This window comes from Allohoeflea poritis (assembly GCF_027889715.1).
Classification (GTDB): domain Bacteria; phylum Pseudomonadota; class Alphaproteobacteria; order Rhizobiales; family Rhizobiaceae; genus Hoeflea_A; species Hoeflea_A poritis.
Map to the genome: position 1 here is coordinate 1 of NZ_JAPJZH010000008.1, position 16,096 is coordinate 16,096.

At 53.6% G+C, this 16,096-nt stretch carries 16 protein-coding genes; 4 read left to right on the plus strand and 12 right to left on the minus strand.

Features of this window, described 5'->3' with window-relative positions:
- Positions 1–424: 424 nt before the first annotated feature.
- Positions 425–895, minus strand: a complete 471-nt coding sequence (locus OOZ53_RS13640; RefSeq protein ID WP_271090155.1) for a hypothetical protein — start codon at positions 893–895, stop codon at positions 425–427.
- Positions 885–1,235, minus strand: coding sequence for a helix-turn-helix transcriptional regulator (locus tag OOZ53_RS13645; protein WP_271090156.1), 351 nt, complete (start codon positions 1,233–1,235; stop codon positions 885–887). The genes OOZ53_RS13640 and OOZ53_RS13645 overlap by 11 nt, the downstream gene beginning before the upstream one ends.
- A gap of 329 nt (positions 1,236–1,564) precedes the next feature.
- On the opposite strand from OOZ53_RS13645, the gene OOZ53_RS13650 reads away from it, so the two are divergent.
- From OOZ53_RS13650 to OOZ53_RS13660, 3 genes are all read left to right on the plus strand, one after another.
- Entirely contained in the window at positions 1,565–2,272 is a 708-nt protein-coding gene (locus OOZ53_RS13650; RefSeq protein ID WP_271090157.1) for a hypothetical protein, read from the plus strand.
- Positions 2,273–2,569: 297 nt separating this feature from the next.
- Entirely contained in the window at positions 2,570–4,153 is a 1,584-nt protein-coding gene (locus tag OOZ53_RS13655; RefSeq protein ID WP_271090158.1) for a recombinase family protein, read from the plus strand.
- A complete protein-coding gene (locus OOZ53_RS13660; protein WP_271090159.1) occupies positions 4,150–5,361 on the plus strand; it encodes a type IV secretory system conjugative DNA transfer family protein in 1,212 nt (403 codons plus the stop codon). Before OOZ53_RS13655 ends, OOZ53_RS13660 begins: the two co-directional genes overlap by 4 nt.
- Before the next feature lie 67 nt (positions 5,362–5,428).
- Here OOZ53_RS13660 and OOZ53_RS13665 read toward each other — a convergent pair whose 3' ends face one another.
- From OOZ53_RS13665 to OOZ53_RS13710, 10 genes are all read right to left on the minus strand, one after another.
- Positions 5,429–5,716 carry a hypothetical protein gene (locus OOZ53_RS13665; protein ID WP_271090160.1) on the minus strand — a complete coding sequence of 96 codons (288 nt, stop codon included), beginning with the start codon at positions 5,714–5,716 and terminating at the stop codon, positions 5,429–5,431.
- 60 nt (positions 5,717–5,776) lie between these two features.
- Positions 5,777–5,989: a hypothetical protein gene (locus OOZ53_RS13670; RefSeq protein WP_271090161.1), complete on the minus strand. Its 213-nt coding sequence runs from the start codon at positions 5,987–5,989 to the stop codon at positions 5,777–5,779.
- Positions 5,990–6,383: 394 nt separating this feature from the next.
- The gene (locus tag OOZ53_RS13675; RefSeq protein WP_271090162.1) at positions 6,384–6,779 is read right to left on the minus strand and encodes a hypothetical protein; all 396 of its coding nucleotides are present in this window, start codon (positions 6,777–6,779) and stop codon (positions 6,384–6,386) included.
- A 204-nt stretch (positions 6,780–6,983) separates the two neighbouring features.
- Positions 6,984–7,907, minus strand: a complete 924-nt coding sequence (locus OOZ53_RS13680; protein WP_271090163.1) for a replication-relaxation family protein — start codon at positions 7,905–7,907, stop codon at positions 6,984–6,986.
- Complete coding sequence (locus OOZ53_RS13685) at positions 7,904–8,833, minus strand: DNA-methyltransferase (RefSeq protein WP_271090164.1); 930 nt, start codon at positions 8,831–8,833, stop codon at positions 7,904–7,906. Before OOZ53_RS13685 ends, OOZ53_RS13680 begins: the two co-directional genes overlap by 4 nt.
- A 127-nt stretch (positions 8,834–8,960) precedes the next feature.
- Positions 8,961–10,874: a helicase HerA domain-containing protein gene (locus tag OOZ53_RS13690; protein WP_271090165.1), complete on the minus strand. Its 1,914-nt coding sequence runs from the start codon at positions 10,872–10,874 to the stop codon at positions 8,961–8,963.
- Position 10,875: 1 nt separating this feature from the next.
- Positions 10,876–11,238 carry a hypothetical protein gene (locus tag OOZ53_RS13695; protein ID WP_271090166.1) on the minus strand — a complete coding sequence of 121 codons (363 nt, stop codon included), beginning with the start codon at positions 11,236–11,238 and terminating at the stop codon, positions 10,876–10,878.
- A 644-nt stretch (positions 11,239–11,882) separates the two neighbouring features.
- On the minus strand, positions 11,883–12,908 hold the full coding sequence (locus tag OOZ53_RS13700; protein ID WP_271090167.1) for a tyrosine-type recombinase/integrase: 1,026 nt from the start codon (positions 12,906–12,908) through the stop codon (positions 11,883–11,885).
- 241 nt (positions 12,909–13,149) lie between these two features.
- Positions 13,150–14,067 carry a PhzF family phenazine biosynthesis protein gene (locus OOZ53_RS13705; protein WP_271090169.1) on the minus strand — a complete coding sequence of 306 codons (918 nt, stop codon included), beginning with the start codon at positions 14,065–14,067 and terminating at the stop codon, positions 13,150–13,152.
- A gap of 131 nt (positions 14,068–14,198) precedes the next feature.
- A complete protein-coding gene (locus OOZ53_RS13710) occupies positions 14,199–15,308 on the minus strand; it encodes an endonuclease/exonuclease/phosphatase family protein (RefSeq protein ID WP_271090171.1) in 1,110 nt (369 codons plus the stop codon).
- 241 nt (positions 15,309–15,549) lie between these two features.
- Here OOZ53_RS13710 and OOZ53_RS13715 point away from each other — a divergent pair, with 241 nt between their 5' ends.
- Entirely contained in the window at positions 15,550–15,987 is a 438-nt protein-coding gene (locus tag OOZ53_RS13715; protein WP_271090172.1) for a BA14K family protein, read from the plus strand.
- The last annotated feature ends 109 nt before the right edge of the window (positions 15,988–16,096 follow it).

A 16,096-nucleotide genomic window follows, 5' to 3' on the forward strand; every position in this document is an offset into this window, starting at 1 on the left:
CCTGTTGCTCTCGGCAACAATGCCAGCATTGCGCTGCATTATGATATAGAGGCGCGAGAAGACTACGTCGATCAAACTGCCTTCGTAAAGTTCTGGAGAAAACTTTGAAATCTGACATGTTCAATCACTAGGCTGGACAGTCGACAAAATACTCCACCAGTCCTGCTGACCAAACCACTGCGCCAGCTAATTTGGTGCGTTGTGACCCAAATCCTGTGTCCCCATACGAGCAGCGCAATCTTTCGGAAGACCGCAAAGCGGACACCGATCCTTTGATAGGCCGCATTGACGGTGGCAAAGCATAATCGCCTGAAGATACTAAATATCCGACCGACTGAGGCAGTTGCATCATCGGCTCCAAAGAACAGTCCGACATACAAAAGGAGGATCAGCCGATCCTCCTTTTTTAATGTGAGACACTGGTTCAGTCTTCCGGCGGCAGGAACCCGGACTGATCCGCCAGAGCCAGAGCTTCAAAACAGACAAGGTTTCGAGGTTCCCTCTCCCAGATACGATGCCGTGACGGCACCAGTGGTTTGAGTTCCGGGAAGCGACCAGCCAGAGACTTGGCTTCAACAAACTTGTTCGGGTAGTCCTGCGCCCGTGTCACTTGCGCCACCAACACCGTTGACCGCTTGGCGACTCGATACAGAGCCTTGATGATCCGCCGTGTCTTATGGGCTTTGCGTTTCGCCGTATGGTGATTTTCCAAAACAACGATATCAGGATCAAACCTCTCCAGCCATTTGGTCATGGCTGTATTGGCGGCTTTGGTGGCCTCGGCTGGCCCCTCCGAAATCCGCCAATCCTTGACTTTGCCATCGACGAAGACGATGCGTGCAACCCGGCCAGCTCTAACGGCAACCGCCAGAACAACCAGCCGCCTACGCCTCATTATCTTGCGGATAGGTATCGATTAAACGCTCCGCCAGACTATTGAGCGTATGCTGACGGTTCATCCGTCCGAGCCAGCCATTGGGCGCATCGGGAATGGTGGTCAGGCGTTCCCGAAGGTCAATGCGGGCCTCTTTGAAGATCCCGGCAAACAGGCTCTCAAAGTTACGTCCGTAGATAAGCGAGAGCGTACAGAGTTCGCGCACGCTTGGCATCCGCTTGCCGTTCTCGATGCGTGAGCAGATCGGTTCAGTTACATTTAATAAATGGGCGCAATCGACCTGGGTCAGGCCCGACTTTTTGCGCGCTGTTTTCAAATCCAGCGCGAATTCGTTGATCATAGTGGTGAATGATGAACTTAAAGAACTGATAAGGGCCGAAGCCTACGGTCAGGTTGCGCACGAGAGATAAACCCGACAGCTACGTATCCAGGCAACATAAACCACGAACCCGGTGGCTGGTTTATCGTCAGTGAGTCGGAGGGGTGGAACCCCTCCGATCAACCACCACCGAGTTCGTGGTCATGCTTATCCCAGACGCCCATCAGCTTACCCAATCTGAAATTCGGCGGTAGTGACCGGGAATTGCGGCGGCGCAACCATACATCCATCGCTTGCATTTGGGCATCAACTCACACATCATAAATGCCGCTCTGGCTTCGGGGGTGGGGATGCGAGAATTTCTTGATTTCGTTCGTCGGTACATAGTGCCGATCATGGCGTTTTACTTGCTACTTTTTGGGTTTACTGATGGAAAGTCGATTGCTTGGGCTCAGAGCACTAGTCATAGCGCCAGCCATGCTGCGGTGAGGGAAATCGACATTCCGCAAAGTCCGTTCTCAGCCGAGCTTGATCTGTTGAATCAAGAAATCGACGGACTACGAACAATTAAAGAGAAGCTCGAAGACGCGATTGAAAACGCCGACGAAGAAATGACGTCAAAACAGATCGATGCCTTGGAAGAGCGATTGGAATCCATCCGATCAACTTGGATAATGCTATATAAGAGCTACAAACAATTGGATCTTGTTCAGAATAGCAAGGAATACCAAACTGCTTGGATCGCGTACCAAGAGAAGCTAATGGATCGCAATGTCAACATGTATGCTTGGCATGATGAGGCGACGAAATCGATACACTCAACTACAACCATACTTGTTTTGTCTGGCTTGGTAATCTCGGTGGCTCAGATCGTTTTTGGCATGGCATTTTATCGGAAAAATCCGGCGGCGGCCGATCAGTATATAGAAACGATCGAACTATCAACAACTCGCATAAAAATCGCCACCACTGTTTCTGGAATGATCCTGCTCGTGATTACCCTGGCTTTCTTTTACATATACGTGCAGGAGGTGTACTCAATTAAGATGCCGACTTAGCGCGCCAAAACCATTTGGATCGTAGCCAAATCTTCGCGTGTTGATTTCGACCTCTAGTGTGCAGGCCTGCAGTCTCCATTAGCCATTTCGGTAGTGAAAACCACCGCCACTACGCAGCCAGCCAGACCCCCGGCATACTCTCATCCATGAATGATCAAGAAAAATTCGAGCAGTTCATCGAACTGTGCAAGCGGGTTTATGAGCGCATGGCCGACGAAGGTTCTTGGCCATGGGCAGATTCGCCAAATTCCGGGGATTTGGTAGAGTCTGAAGATTAGAAAATAATCAAAAAATTATATGAAAAAATGTTTTGGGTACATCCGGGTTTCAACCAAGAAACAAGGCGACGGAGCGTCTTTGGACGCCCAGAAAGAAGCCATCGTTGAGTTCGCCAAACGCAACGACATAATCATCACCAAATGGTACGCGGAGCAGAAGACAGCGGCCAAGCGGGGCCGTCCGCAATTCGTAGCTATGATCAAAGCGCTCCGGCAAGGCAAAGCCCAGGGCGTGGTGATGCACAAGATTGACCGCAGTGCTCGCAACTTCTTCGATTGGGCAAAGATCGGCCAGTTATCCGATGCCGGGATCGACATCCACTTTGCCGTTGAGAGTTTGGACTTCCGCTCCCGTGGCGGCAGGCTGGCGGCCAATGTGCAGATGGCGGTGGCCGAGGACTACATACGCAACCTCAAGGAGGAAATTCGCAAGGGACAAATCGGACGGCTGAAGAACGGGTATTATCCCTTCACCGCGCCCCTTGGCTATCTCGACAACGGCAAGGGAAAACTGAAAACGCCAGACCCGAAACGGGCTAAGTTGGTGCAGACGCTTTTTGAACTTTATGCCACCGGTACCTATTCAATCCGAACGCTCCGAACCGAGATGATACGGCGGGGTCTCACCAATCGAGATGGAAGACCGCCAGCCAATAACCTGATTGAACGCATACTCGGCAACCCATTCTATACCGGCATCATAAGTATCAGCGCCACCGGGCAAACATACGAAGGCAAACACAAGCCGCTGATATCAGCTTCGCTGTTTAAACGGGTGCAAGAGGTGAAGTTCGGCAAGCGGGGCAAGAAGTTCACCCGGCACAATCACATCTATCGTGGCTTGTTTCAGTGCGCGGGTTGTATGCGCAGCATGATCCCCGAACTGCAGAAGGGCCACGTTTATTACCGCTGCCATAGAATAGACTGCCCCTCAAATATCATTCGGGAAGACGATATTGAGAAAGCCGTTGTCGATGAGTTGAGGAAGCTACGACTTGGGCCTGCCGAGATAGAACAACTGACCCACGCCGTTACCGCCTGGGCGGAGGAAAAGTACGGCGGGAAGGGTAATCAACTGACACTCCAATGCGAACTTGAGAAAGTCGATCAACGTATCGAAAATCTGACTGACGCCCTTATCGACAAACACATTGAACCTGACGCCTACCACAAGCGTCATCAAGCTTTGCTTATCGAGAAACGAGAGCTTGAGGAGAAGGTGGAAAATCTACGAGATTTGCAGTCTGCTGGCGACAATGTGCAGCGATTTCTCGAACTGGTGAAAAGCCTTGCAGAATACTACCAAACCGTTAGCCCGGACGAAAAACGAGAGTTTGTTGAATACACCGTCTCGAACCGAACGGTGAAGAACAAAAAGGTAGAGCTGGAACCGTCGGAATGGCTAATTCCGGTGCAGAATGTGACTTCTGTCATGGATGGTGCACTCACTCCACCCAATTGTCGAAGGGTACCGGACTTGCAGCCATGTCAGATTGAAGCGTTGGTGGTGGCTGCATACTCTGAAGAAGCCAAGCGGTTTGGTGCGATCTGTCGGAAGTACGACAAGAAATTTAAAAGGCACGAGCAGAGCTCGGAGCAATGAAGGCGGCGCAAGACCGTCAGCTATCATTGAAAGCAAATTCTGGCTTCAAGCCCGCCAAAGAGCTAGTCAAAAACATCGGCCATACCATCGGCCGCCATCCCCGGCGGCTGTTCGGTATCCGTCAAAGAGATATGCTTCACCACATGGCAGTATTCGGTCAGACCGGCACCGGCAAGTCAACGCTGTTGGCGCAGTTAATGAAGCAAGATGTAGGGAACGGTAGCGGCTTCTGTCTCATCGACCCCCATGGCGATCTGGCCGAGGAAATGAGAGCGCTTTCCGGTGACAACTGTGTCTATTGGAACGTTGCCGATCCCGACAGAGACCTTGGCTATAACCCGCTCACCTACGTATCAGCCGAGTACCGGCCTCTCATCGCTTCCGGCCTCATTGATACCCTCAAGAAGCAATGGGCGGACGCCTGGGGTGCTCGTATGGAGCATCTGCTTCGGTATGCTCTGCTGGCTTTGTTAGAGCGGCCTGGTTCCAGCCTGCAAGACATCATTCCCTTGTTTCTCGATAAGGGCTTTCGGGCAAAGGTAATGAGCCAGGTAACCGACCAGCAAGTACGGTGGTTTTGGCAAACTGAATACAAGGCCATGAACTTCAAGACGGCGGCTGATGGCGTAGCACCGATAGCCAATAAGCTAGGAGCCTTCTTGGCTCACCCGGTAGTACGAAAGGCTGTTTGTGATCCACCTTCTCCATTACGCTTCCGGAAGCTCATGGACGAGGGTACCACCCTTATAGTGAACCTGGCTAAAGGCCGATTGGGGGCTGACGTATCAAACGTCATGGGCGGATTGATCATTTCCAGTCTGGCGCAAGCCGCTTATAGCCGAGAGAGCCTGCCACCTGACCAGCGACCGCAATACACGCTCTACTGTGACGAGTTTCATAGCTTCACCACCGCTGCCTTTGCCGACATGCTATCCGACCTGCGGAAGTTTGCCCTCGCACTGGTGCTGACGACACAGCATTCCTCAAAGATAGAACTATCCACCTTTGAGGCCATTCTAGGGAACGTGGGAACGTTGATATCGTTTCGGGTGGGAGCCAATGACGCCACCATTCTCGCCAAGCAGTTTGCCGCTGACACGCCGCAACCGAAAGACCTAATCAATCTTCCGAACTACGAGATGTTCATTAAGCTCATGGTTGAGGGAAGGCAGAGCCAACCGTTTTCGGCCACCACGCAGGCCGTGTAACTTCCGCAGACCTTGGTCGAAATATTCTCAATTTCCACGTCTATAGAATTTTGATCAACACTGCCAATCAGTGAGGAAATTTCGCTATCGCTGCCAATATAATGACGCTAATCTCGGCTGCGGTCGCTCCAATCAAAGTGACAATGACTGTGGAACTAATTATACGTTGATCAGCTTCTATATAACCAGACCACAAGTAAATAATGTCAACCGCTAAAGCTATTCCCAAAATAATCAACAAGACATTGTTTGCCTTCCTGAATAACGGCATTGTATCGCCAACAATTTTCGCAAGCGCACGTTCTTTCTCAGAAACAATAAGTTCCGTTTCCAACTGTGACTGCACTATCTTCATCGTCGGCCCCCTATACAAAAAACCCCTCTGAAATCTCAGAGGGGTCATTAAAGATTGCATTCACAACCCTAACAATACTTGCTCATTGGTGTCTGGATCAGTAACTGTGACCATATGATTTTCATCGGCAAGTTGCTTTGCGCTGCGGGTGATTGCCAACGCACGACGAATGACTTCGGCCCTAGTGTTGACTCTGAAATATTCCTTCAACTCATCAAACACCTTTTCAGCCCTGTCATCATACTCCAGCGTCAATTCGTGCTTTTGAGCCATTCCAATCTCCTCAGATCAGCGAATAAAAAATGGCGCCAAGGGTGCCCCCCAAGACGCCACTCGCTTTTCCTCATCACCCAAACAAGTTGCTGTTTAAGCGATTGATTTATCGCAGTTTTCCAAAACCGCACAAAAAATAGAGCGATTCGTTCTGTATTAAATGGTACACCCTGCGGGAGGTGATTGCAAACCACCTGGATCAAACATTTACAATTAATAGTAAATAGAAAATCATCATTATTTGATTTTTTTTGAAAAGAGCGGAATATAAATTGATATTTTTGATACTTCCTCTCGTCTTTATTTATACTTTCCGCGGTTTGGCATCGACGCCATCTGTCCGTTTGATGACCGAATAAGCACTGTGGGGAGTTCGAAGGGTTAGACATCGTCATTAATCCAGGTAAAAGGAAGCACCCCACGAGATAAGAAATTTCGTACGTCCATCGGAGCAATATCCAACCTGCCTGATCGTCGCTGCATTTCTATCGATTTTATATGGATCGTATCCGCAACCGTAGTCAGGCGTACTCCGAGGGCCACGTTTATACCTAATACACCCGCCGTGTGCTGAATCGATAATCACCGAATTGCAGTATACACCGGATGATTTTTCTACTCCTTCTGGAGTTTCCAATTTAACTTCCTCGACACCATATGGGTCAGACGTATCTTCGTCATTGGCGGCGGCAAGTTCTTCAATCAGTTCTTCGGTCACATATTCAAGTTCCGCCACTGCAATCCCGGTCTCAGCAGCAATGAGATTCTTGATCGCGACGATATCCACCATAACTTCCCCCTATAGTATATGTCTTCCCCTTGGACCTCTATAGGTTGTCATCTTGTATTGAAGAAAGCAAGGACCGTAGCTTTTAGTTCCAACAAAGTAGTTCGCGACTGACGTGTCATCTCTCCGGTGACTTGATCAATGTGGCGGAATATAAAGTGTTTTGCAGCTGATGATTGATAGGGTTCAGAGCAATTGGAGTATTTCTTAGACTCTCTTGACGACCCAAGATGACTTGGCTGCCCTACCTAGCGACCTTTCAAACAAGTGTGTCAGCGGACGCGGTGGCCTCCAAAACGGCGGCTCAAAGTCGGTGGCCACGCCAACGGCGATGTAATGACAGGGGCCGAGGTTATCGGAGATCACTTGTAGGATGTTGTTGGCGTGCGTAGCGCTCACCGTCACATAGATGAGCATCATCGGCGTTTGGCGGCCATACGTCTTTTGGTAGAGCTTATTTCCGATAACAGACTGGTATTGAAGCACCGAGCTTTTGGCAGACTTGCGCTTCCAGTCTGCCGCGTCGTTTGGTTCAGTATTGCGGTCGGCTTCGAGAGCGTAGGCAATGTGGCCGTCGGGGTAGCCGATGGCGAAGACGCTATCGGGTGTCAGGTGCTTCTTTCGTCGCCGCCCATCATACAAGAACGGCACGTTCTCAATCTTGAGTTTTTGACCTGCAAATACGTGCGGCGGAACATACTCATAACCACAGCGTAGACACATTATGTGCATGGTGGCGGTGATGCAGGAGATCATGAAGTTATGCGGCCACTTGTCTGATGAACTGAAGCTACGCGGTCGGTAAGCATCGACATATAGGCCATGTAGTTTGAGGTAGCTAATGCCCTTGTCGGTCAAGTCATAGACGTATTCGTGATAGTTGGCGTTGTCGGTCGCCCGCTGTTGTTTCGGTCGATAGATGTAGCCGCCAAGCCAGAGCCGCCTTAGCTGGTGTTGCGTGGCCCGCTCGCTCTTCGCGGTGTCTCTGGTCAATTCGTGGAGATAAGACGAAGGCAGACAGCCGTGGAGGTTGAGGAACTTCAGCCATTCCACCTGCCGCCTGGTTGGGTTTAGCTCGACAGTCCGGGCGGGTCGCTCGCGGAAGCGGCCCCGCCCGATATTGCTGGTCATGAGACAGAATTGAGATTGGCTGCACTAATCCGCAGTTTCGCCAGTTTGACGTAATCGGGATTTAGCTCAATGCCGATGAAGTCTCGCCCGTGTTCAAGAGCCACGGCCCCGGTCGTGCCGGAACCCATAAAGGGATCGAGAACCACGCCACCTTTTGGCGCACCGGCCAGAACGCACGGACGAATGAGGTCTGGTGGATAGGTAGCGAAATGCGCGCCTTTGTATGGCTTGGTGTTGACTGACCATACGGAGCGCTTGTTTCGACCAAGCGGGTGGGTCAAAGATTTACCAACCTTGATGTTGCCAGCGGTCAAATCTTTGCGGTGTTCATGCCACGATTGTCCACCATAGCCTTTGGCGCTGGCTTTGGGAGTTGTGACTGGCTCCTCACGTATCGAGTCAACGTCAAAGTAGTATTGCGGTGACTTAGTGAGCAGGAAGATGTACTCGTGGGATTTGGTACACCTGTCTTTGACGCTCTCCGGCATCGGGTTCGGCTTGTGCCAAATGATGTCCTGGCGGAGAAACCAGCCCTCATCTTGGAGGGCAAAGGCAACGCGCCAAGGAATGCCGATCAAGTTCTTCTTGGGAATGGACGTGCGCCTCTCAACCAAAGCGGCTTTTCCGAAGCCACCGAACTTATCGAACGACTTGTATAACAGGTTAAGAGAGTTGCCACCGCTGGCACCGTAGGTGTCGCCAAGGTTAAGCCACAGCGTACCATCATCTTTAAGGACACGGTGGACTTCGGCGAACACCTCAACCAACACACCGACGAACTCATTTGGCGTTCCTTCCAAGCCGAGTTGACCGTCCACGCCATAGTCTCTCATGCACCAATAGGGTGGCGAGGTAATGCAAGTCTGAACCGATAGGTCGGGGAGGGTTTGCAGAACGTCCAGGCAATCGCCCGTGATCAGTTTCATCTTCAGTAGTCCTCCGTTGGTGAAGGACACTGAAAAGTTCACATATTCCGGGGGGCGTAAAAGGGATGGGTGTTGACTGGTTTGGTCAGGCGAAGACCGACGGGTGTATATGTTGGGGTGAAGAAAATCAGAGCTTTCCGGGTTTGATATCCTCGTCATCGTCCGGCGGAGGCTCGTCATCGCCATCCTCGTCCGCCCGGTTGTTTCCGTACTCTTCTTCCATCACGCTGATAAGCCCATCGAGGCTGTACCGCTTAGGGCGATCATGAAGGGCGCCAAGCGGCACCGAGATTGAATAGACCCCCTCACCCTGAACATAAGCGGCGAAGTGTAGCGGATCTTGCTCTTTTATGAACTGGTAGTCGGTTCTCATATTGCCCGCCATGTATCGGGCATCATTGTCGGAAACATCACCGGCAAACTTGATAGCGGTGTTGCCGGTTAGCGCTGCCAGCACGTCATGGCGGCGGGCGTCGGCTAAATCCTGATGAAGCAGGATGAGGCCGATATTTGCCTTGCGAGCCTCCCGCAACATGCGTTCGAGTCGACTGTCGAAATACGGCGGGGCTTCGTCGATGTAGAAGTAGACGGGGCGATGTTTGCCAGTGAAGCGCTGGCGGGCGGTTTGCAGCACCATGGCGATGAACATCCGTCCGAAGAACGAAGAGCCGTTTTCGCCAAGCAAGGACTGGTCAGTGTCAATTAGTATCAGCTTGGCGTTGGCCAACTCATCAGCCATATTGATTGGGTTTTCCTTGGCGAAGAAGATCCGGGCGAAGGTGGGGTTCTTCAGCATTCCCCAGACCCGGCGGGAGACTTCCTGCTTGGTGGTGCCGTACTGGTTCTCGTTGTCAAACTGGTCGTGGAAGAATTCCTGCACGTAGGCGGGCATGTCGTCGAGGACATCGGCATACTCCACCCAGCCTTTTGGCTTTAGTATTTCCAGAAAGGTATCGATGTTGCCGTCCGCGGCGGCGGTCAGTTGAATGGCGAACTGAAAGACCACCTGCTGCTTGGAGGTCAGCTCCGCTTCCATGAGGGAGCCAAGGACGTATTCCAGCAGCTCAACCGCGTTCGTTACCGCCCCCTCGTCTTTCCGCAGGTTTTTGTAGTCTACGTCAAAGAGGTTGATACCGAGATCGTTATGCGGCGACAGATAGGTTACGTCATCAATCGGTAAGTCGAGGTGAGCCAACTCGTCAATCAGTTGGCGGTGGCTGTCCATGACCACGATGGTGCAATCCTCATCCAACTGCTTGGCGATCATGTATTTGACCAGGGACGTTTTGCCGTGCCCGGTGCCCGCCAGTACCCACATGTGGCTGGTCAGGTTTTTGAGCGACACCCGCTGCGGAATAGACGCCAGCAGGATGAGCGGCGTGTCTTTGAGATAGGCGTAGGCGCAGTGTTCGCCCTTGTATTTTGAGGGCAGAACATTGTCTTGCTCCCGAAAATTCCGCTCTAGTTTCTGCCGTAGATTATGGAAGAATCTGTCATGCTCATAGAACGGCAGGATCAGCTTCTCCACGTCCTCATTGGTGAGTTCGGCGGATGCCTCAAACATGCCGTCGGACTTTTTGTATTTCGGCAGGCAGGCAAACAGGGCATTCAGGAAGTCGTCATGGTCTTCGAGAGCATTGGCTTTTTCGATGTACCGATGAAGCTTGTCCCGGTATCTGGCTCCCTCCACCGTATTGCAAACTAGTGGCGGTTCTTTGGGTCTTGCGTAGCCCTCGATGGCGCTGATCGCTAAAGCCGCCTGCGCCAGTTCGGGCACATCCCAATTCAAACGATCAATCAGCTTTTCCGCATCAGGCGGGGCCAGAGCCGCCGCCTGCCGATACAAAGCTTCGGTCTGAGCCTTGACCCCTTTTTCTTTGTATTCAGCGGAATTAACGTGGGCGTAGTAGATAACGCCGGGGAGGACAATCAGGCCGATGGCCAGCCCGATGATCGGCAGGTACATGGCGAACATGACGAGCGCCGTGGCACCAACAGCGAACAGAAAGACAGCAATCATGCAGCCAGCCAGTTCGTCCATTCTAAAGCTCGAAGGTCTCGCTTCTGGCCTCTATGGCGGCGTTGCCGCCAATGTACTCTTTTAGAGTCTCCAGATTTTCCCTGAGCAGCCGATGATAGTATTTGGCTTCTACCGGGTTGGCCACCGGATGAGCATCCGGACCTCTCAGCAAATTCGAGATTGTCAGTGTGTATAGGTAAGCGTGGTCAGAGTCGGAGCCAGGTGGCGGATTGCGATCCATCACCGGGTATTCCTCCAGTTTCCACTCGTCTATTATGTGTCTCTCTTCGTCTGAAAACTGAACCGTGACAACCACGACACAAATCTTGGTTTTCTTGAATATACCGCCCTGGATATCCTCACGATGTTCAATGGTTACATGCATGACCAACCCCCTTTCTTTTGTCTCTCCCGATTTAACTAGTGGGTACTAAAATCTGCATTGGCCAACTGACACAACCAAGGGTATGCCACATTTCAGCTTGCGGATAGATGCGATAAATATTCCCGAAAATACAATTATTGATTGCATCGATAAGAAGTCACGGCGGCTTTGGAGCCGGAAACGTGAACCTATGTTTTCCGGTGTGGCTGTATGTCTGCCGACTGCCGATGTTCGTTCAGAACGAACCCTTGAACGAACCCGCAAATAGAAAAGGGAGAGACCAGAGCCTCTCCCTTGTTGCTCCTAAATAGGAGCCTGCCAGTCGTCCGAAACTGGAAGACCGTGGGCCTCAAAGTAGTCGAGCACGTCTTTGACGCGCCAGACGTAGCGTGACGTTGGAAACGCTCCGAGGCGGCGGCCTGTGGGGAACGGGTCGGGATTGGGAATATCCCAATACTCACGTGCCCTAGAACCCCTGCCCCCAATCCTCTTGGAGAGCGTTATGGTCTCCTTCATCAGCCGATCTGTATGAACTCGGCTATAAGGCCAGCCCATACGTTTAAGACCATGCCAGTCGATTACCAGTGGCTTCTCCGACATTGCAAACACTCCGTGTTAGGGAGCGTTGCAACGCCCAGGTTGAGTTAACCACCGATGGACAACGTAGAGCTTAACCAGTCTTCATATCGCTGTACAGCTTGGCGCATTTCCTCCATGTATCCGTAGCGGTTATAGATACCGGCCACACCGCCAAACGAGCCGGATGAGTGGTTGAGTAGCTTTTCCACCACATGTATCGGCGTGCCAAGCGGGGCATGATTAGAAGAAAATGTCCTTCTAAGATCATGGAGTGTCCAAGGATCAATCTTGACCGCTTTATCCATGGCCCTCTTGCTTTTGCTCCAACCGTTAAACGGTTCCGGCGGCAGGTACCGAGCGGCCAAAGGGCCGAACGGAATGGCATGTGCTTTCTTGTTCTTGGTGACTTCCGGGGGGAAGTAGATGATATCGCCGTCGATCCAGTCGGACACGATAAGCGACGTTTCGGTTCGACGTTGACCCAAGAGAACAAGCAGCTTGACTATGTCCGAAAACGGCGGGCACTCATAATGCCAAACCGCTTTCAGTTCTTCGACCGAGAGCACCCGGTCACGGGAGGGGTTGTATGAGGCTTTGTCGCCTAAAAGCGGATTACGCAGCAGATACTCATTCCGCACGCACCAATTGAGAAATATCTTGAAGGCGGTGAGTTTATGCGGACTGCTGAGTACCGGTTTCAGCGTCTGACGGTTCAGGTCGGAGACCTTGCCGGAATATTTGAGCGTCTTGAGGTATCGCTCATACCCAACAACCGTCTTGGGGCGGTTCTTGTCCCGACACTCTTCTATAAATGCCTTGCGAGCGTCGTCATAGCTGATCTCAACTTCGGGCGATGCCGGTTTGGACACCAAAACACGCTTGGCGGCCAGCCTGGCGTCAGCCAGAGATATGTCGGGATAGCGACCAAGCGTTTTCAGTTTTCGCTTCTGGCCATACATGACCACAAACGACTTGGAACGGGTACCGACACGCAGGCCAAAAGCGGGCGTGGTGACATCCCAATATGTCTGTTGACCAGACGGGGTAAACGGTAGCTGGCGAATGGTTAGATCGGTCAGTTTTAGTCGCACTTAGTCACTCCAATCGCGTATTCTGGGGTGAATTTCAATGAACTCGTATGTGCCAAGTTTAGCACATAACACATTGAAACCATTGGAGAATACGGATTGTATGTTGACGTATGTTAGCGGTCTAAAATCAATTAAGAGTCAGCTGCTCTACCAACTGAGCTACACACCCACGAATTAAGAGAGGCCGGATATAACCGCCCTGCCCCGTTCTGTCCAGATGAATTTCAATCGCCGGACAGCGTCAGTCGATTAGCAGAACGCCCTCGGCGACCTTGACGGCGTTGCCGCCGATGCGGCCCTGGGCGATCTTGCCGCCGTCGACCTCCAGGTGCAGGTGGATCTTCGACGGGCGGCCCATCTCGACGCCCTGCTCGATGAGCAGCGCGTGGTGGCCGTCGAGCAATTCGTCGAACTGGTGGATCGCGCCGGAGATGGCGGCCACGGCCGAGCCGGTCGCCGGATCCTCGTTGATGCCGGCATGCGGCGCGAACATGCGGGCATGGAAATGCGCCTCGTGGTCGACGCCGCCCCTGCAATAGACATAGGCGTCGGCAAGCTGCCCGTCGGCGATCGGCGCGAGCTGCTCCCACTGGCTCGCCTCGCAGCGCGCCCTGGCGGCCACCGAAAGATCGTGCACCGGCACCATCAGGAAAGGAACGCCGGCATTCCAGAATGAGATATGGTGGTTCTCGAAGCCGATCTCATGCGGCTCAAGCTGCAGGGCGGCGGCAACCGTATCCTTGCTCACTTCGAAGTCGATGCGCGAGGCAAGCCTCGGCAGGTCGAACTCGGCGAAGCTCGCCGCGCCGCGCTGGAGCTTGGCGACCGTGCGCACCGGCCCGACCCCCTCCTCCAGCACGTTCATCAGGTCGATATCGGCATCGCCCGTGGATTTCCGCTCCGCCAATGCGATCGCCGTGCCGACGGTCGGATGGCCTGCGAAGGGCAGTTCGCGACCCGGCGTGAAGATGCGCACGGCCGCCCCGTGCGCGGGGTTTTGCGCCGGCAGCACGAACACCGTCTCCGACAGGTTGAACTCACCAGCGATCTGCTGCATCGCCTCGCCCGAAAGGCCTTCCGCGTCGAACACCACCGCCAGCGGGTTGCCGGTCAGCCGGTCGGAGGAAAAAACGTCGTAGATGGCATATTGGCGCGGCATGTGGGCACTCCGTTTAGAGCAGGATGAAGTCCGGTCTGGTCATTTGATGACGGACAATCGAATTTTCGGCCTATCAGGACCACAATTAATTTTGCGTTGCAGGAATACGCGAATACTGATCGGGCCTACCTTCACACCATATCGAGCGTCATGGCAACGGGGCAGTGATCGGAAGCCTTGGGGCGGTCCCAGCCGGTGCGCGGATAGCGCTCCGCCGCCTGGCCTTCCGGGAAGATCGTGCGGAAGGGCTGCCCGGCACGGACGATCTCCGGAACACGGCTGGCATTGCGCTCGGCCAGCGACGGCGACAGCAGCAGATAGTCGAGCTGGCACAGATGCCGTTCCTGTGGCCCGCGCGTATGGAACAGCGTCCAGCGGTCCATTTCCGGCCGGCGCGTGACGGGGTTTTCCGCAAATCCGTCGCCGGTGAAGACATCGATGGCGCTCGTTTCCTCGACCACGGGCTCGAACCCGTAGCCGTTGAACCGGTCGCCCGAAATGATGACCCGCTCCTTGTAGTCGTTCATGTCGCCGCAAATGACCCAGCGCTTGCCGGCGGTCTTTTCCTTGCCGAAACGGTTCTCGATGATGCGCCGCACGGCCATCGCCTCGGCGCTGCGCACCGGCATGGTCGCCGTGCGCCCGTCCATGCCGTTGCGGGGCGAGCCCATGGACTTGAAGTGGACCACGTAAAGCGTCAGCGGCCGTCCGCCCACCTTGACGTCGATCTCCAGGCAGTCGCGCTTGAAGATGCGATCGGATTCCTGGTTGGTTTCGGCGATCGCATCGCTGAATAGGCCGAGATCCGCATAGGTCAGATGCGCATGGCTGGTCATCTTCCGGAACTCGATCGGCTGACCGTCGCGGGTCTCCTCGCGCATCATCACCGCAACGTCGATGCCGCGCCCGTCATTGCCGTCGGTCATGTATTTGTGGATATAGCCACGGCCGACCATCTTGAAGAGATAGCCGTATTCGAAGGCCTTGAGCGCGTCGAGATTGTCGACCTCCTGAAGGCACAATATGTCGGCGGCCGCATCGGCGATCGCCAGCGCGGTCAGTTGCCTTGTGTCGTCGGTATGGGCAATGGCGCGCGCCTGCTCGAGCTGCCGGTATTCTTCCTTGGTGCGAATGTCGTAGAGCTGCAGGCTGCGGTCCTGGCGCAGTTCGTTCCGGAAGCCGGAAAAATCGAACCGGTTCATCAGGTTCTCGACATTGAATGTGGCGATCCGCAGCGACATCGTACGCTCTGATTGCTGGAGGTTTTTCTGGCCTTCCTGTTTAGAACCTGAACACGGCCTTGTCACGCAGGCTTGATGGGACTGCAAGGACGGCCGGCAAGCCGCTGATTTTCATCCGATAAACGCAAGGGCGCGTTAACGCTCACTGCAATTGTGATCGCCTGTGCCAAGGCAAAAGCTTGCCAGCGCGCCGAACATGTCAAATAGTTAATGCCACGTTACCGAATATCGGGAGGCACATATGTCAGTCTTGTTCAGGAGCCTTGCCATCGTCATGGTCGGCATCGGCGCGCTCGCCATGGCCGTTCCGGATGCGGCGGCCGGCAAGAAATACCGCTACAAGAACAACGGCGCCAACTTCGCGGCGGGCGTCTTCACCGGCCTTGTGATCGGCGGCATTGTCGCCAATAGCGGGCGCCATGGCCGCTACCATTGCTACAACGGGTACTGCAACGGCCGCTACTACAAGCGGAACTATTACCCGAAGCCTTATTACGGGCCGCGTTATTACGGCCGCACCTACGGCCCAAGATACCAATACCGGCCGGCGCCGCGCCGCATTTACGTCTCGCAGCAGCACATCAACTACTGCTACCGCAAATACCGGTCCTACCGGGCCTACGACAACACGTTCCAGCCCTATCACGGCCCGCGCAAGCAGTGCCGCTCGCCTTATTAAGGGCAACGGCGCACCGAATTGGAAAATGCGAAAAACGAGCGGCCCCCAGGGCCGCTTTTTGTTTGGCTGGCGGTGACGCATACATATATGAATTCGCGTCCAGCGCTCG

Bases quoted from the DNA above. Each gene is read 5' to 3' on its own strand.
- OOZ53_RS13640 (WP_271090155.1), bottom strand. From the start codon at position 895: ATGAGGCGTAGGCGGCTGGTTGTTCTGGCGGTTGCCGTTAGAGCTGGC.
- OOZ53_RS13645 (WP_271090156.1), bottom strand. From the start codon at position 1,235: ATGATCAACGAATTCGCGCTGGATTTGAAAACAGCGCGCAAAAAGTCG.
- OOZ53_RS13650 (WP_271090157.1), top strand. From the start codon at position 1,565: ATGCGAGAATTTCTTGATTTCGTTCGTCGGTACATAGTGCCGATCATG.
- OOZ53_RS13655 (WP_271090158.1), top strand. From the start codon at position 2,570: ATGAAAAAATGTTTTGGGTACATCCGGGTTTCAACCAAGAAACAAGGC.
- OOZ53_RS13660 (WP_271090159.1), top strand. From the start codon at position 4,150: ATGAAGGCGGCGCAAGACCGTCAGCTATCATTGAAAGCAAATTCTGGC.
- OOZ53_RS13665 (WP_271090160.1), bottom strand. From the start codon at position 5,716: ATGAAGATAGTGCAGTCACAGTTGGAAACGGAACTTATTGTTTCTGAG.
- OOZ53_RS13670 (WP_271090161.1), bottom strand. From the start codon at position 5,989: ATGGCTCAAAAGCACGAATTGACGCTGGAGTATGATGACAGGGCTGAA.
- OOZ53_RS13675 (WP_271090162.1), bottom strand. From the start codon at position 6,779: ATGGTGGATATCGTCGCGATCAAGAATCTCATTGCTGCTGAGACCGGG.
- OOZ53_RS13680 (WP_271090163.1), bottom strand. From the start codon at position 7,907: ATGACCAGCAATATCGGGCGGGGCCGCTTCCGCGAGCGACCCGCCCGG.
- OOZ53_RS13685 (WP_271090164.1), bottom strand. From the start codon at position 8,833: ATGAAACTGATCACGGGCGATTGCCTGGACGTTCTGCAAACCCTCCCC.
- OOZ53_RS13690 (WP_271090165.1), bottom strand. From the start codon at position 10,874: ATGGACGAACTGGCTGGCTGCATGATTGCTGTCTTTCTGTTCGCTGTT.
- OOZ53_RS13695 (WP_271090166.1), bottom strand. From the start codon at position 11,238: ATGCATGTAACCATTGAACATCGTGAGGATATCCAGGGCGGTATATTC.
- OOZ53_RS13705 (WP_271090169.1), bottom strand. From the start codon at position 14,067: ATGCCGCGCCAATATGCCATCTACGACGTTTTTTCCTCCGACCGGCTG.
- OOZ53_RS13710 (WP_271090171.1), bottom strand. From the start codon at position 15,308: ATGTCGCTGCGGATCGCCACATTCAATGTCGAGAACCTGATGAACCGG.
- OOZ53_RS13715 (WP_271090172.1), top strand. From the start codon at position 15,550: ATGTCAGTCTTGTTCAGGAGCCTTGCCATCGTCATGGTCGGCATCGGC.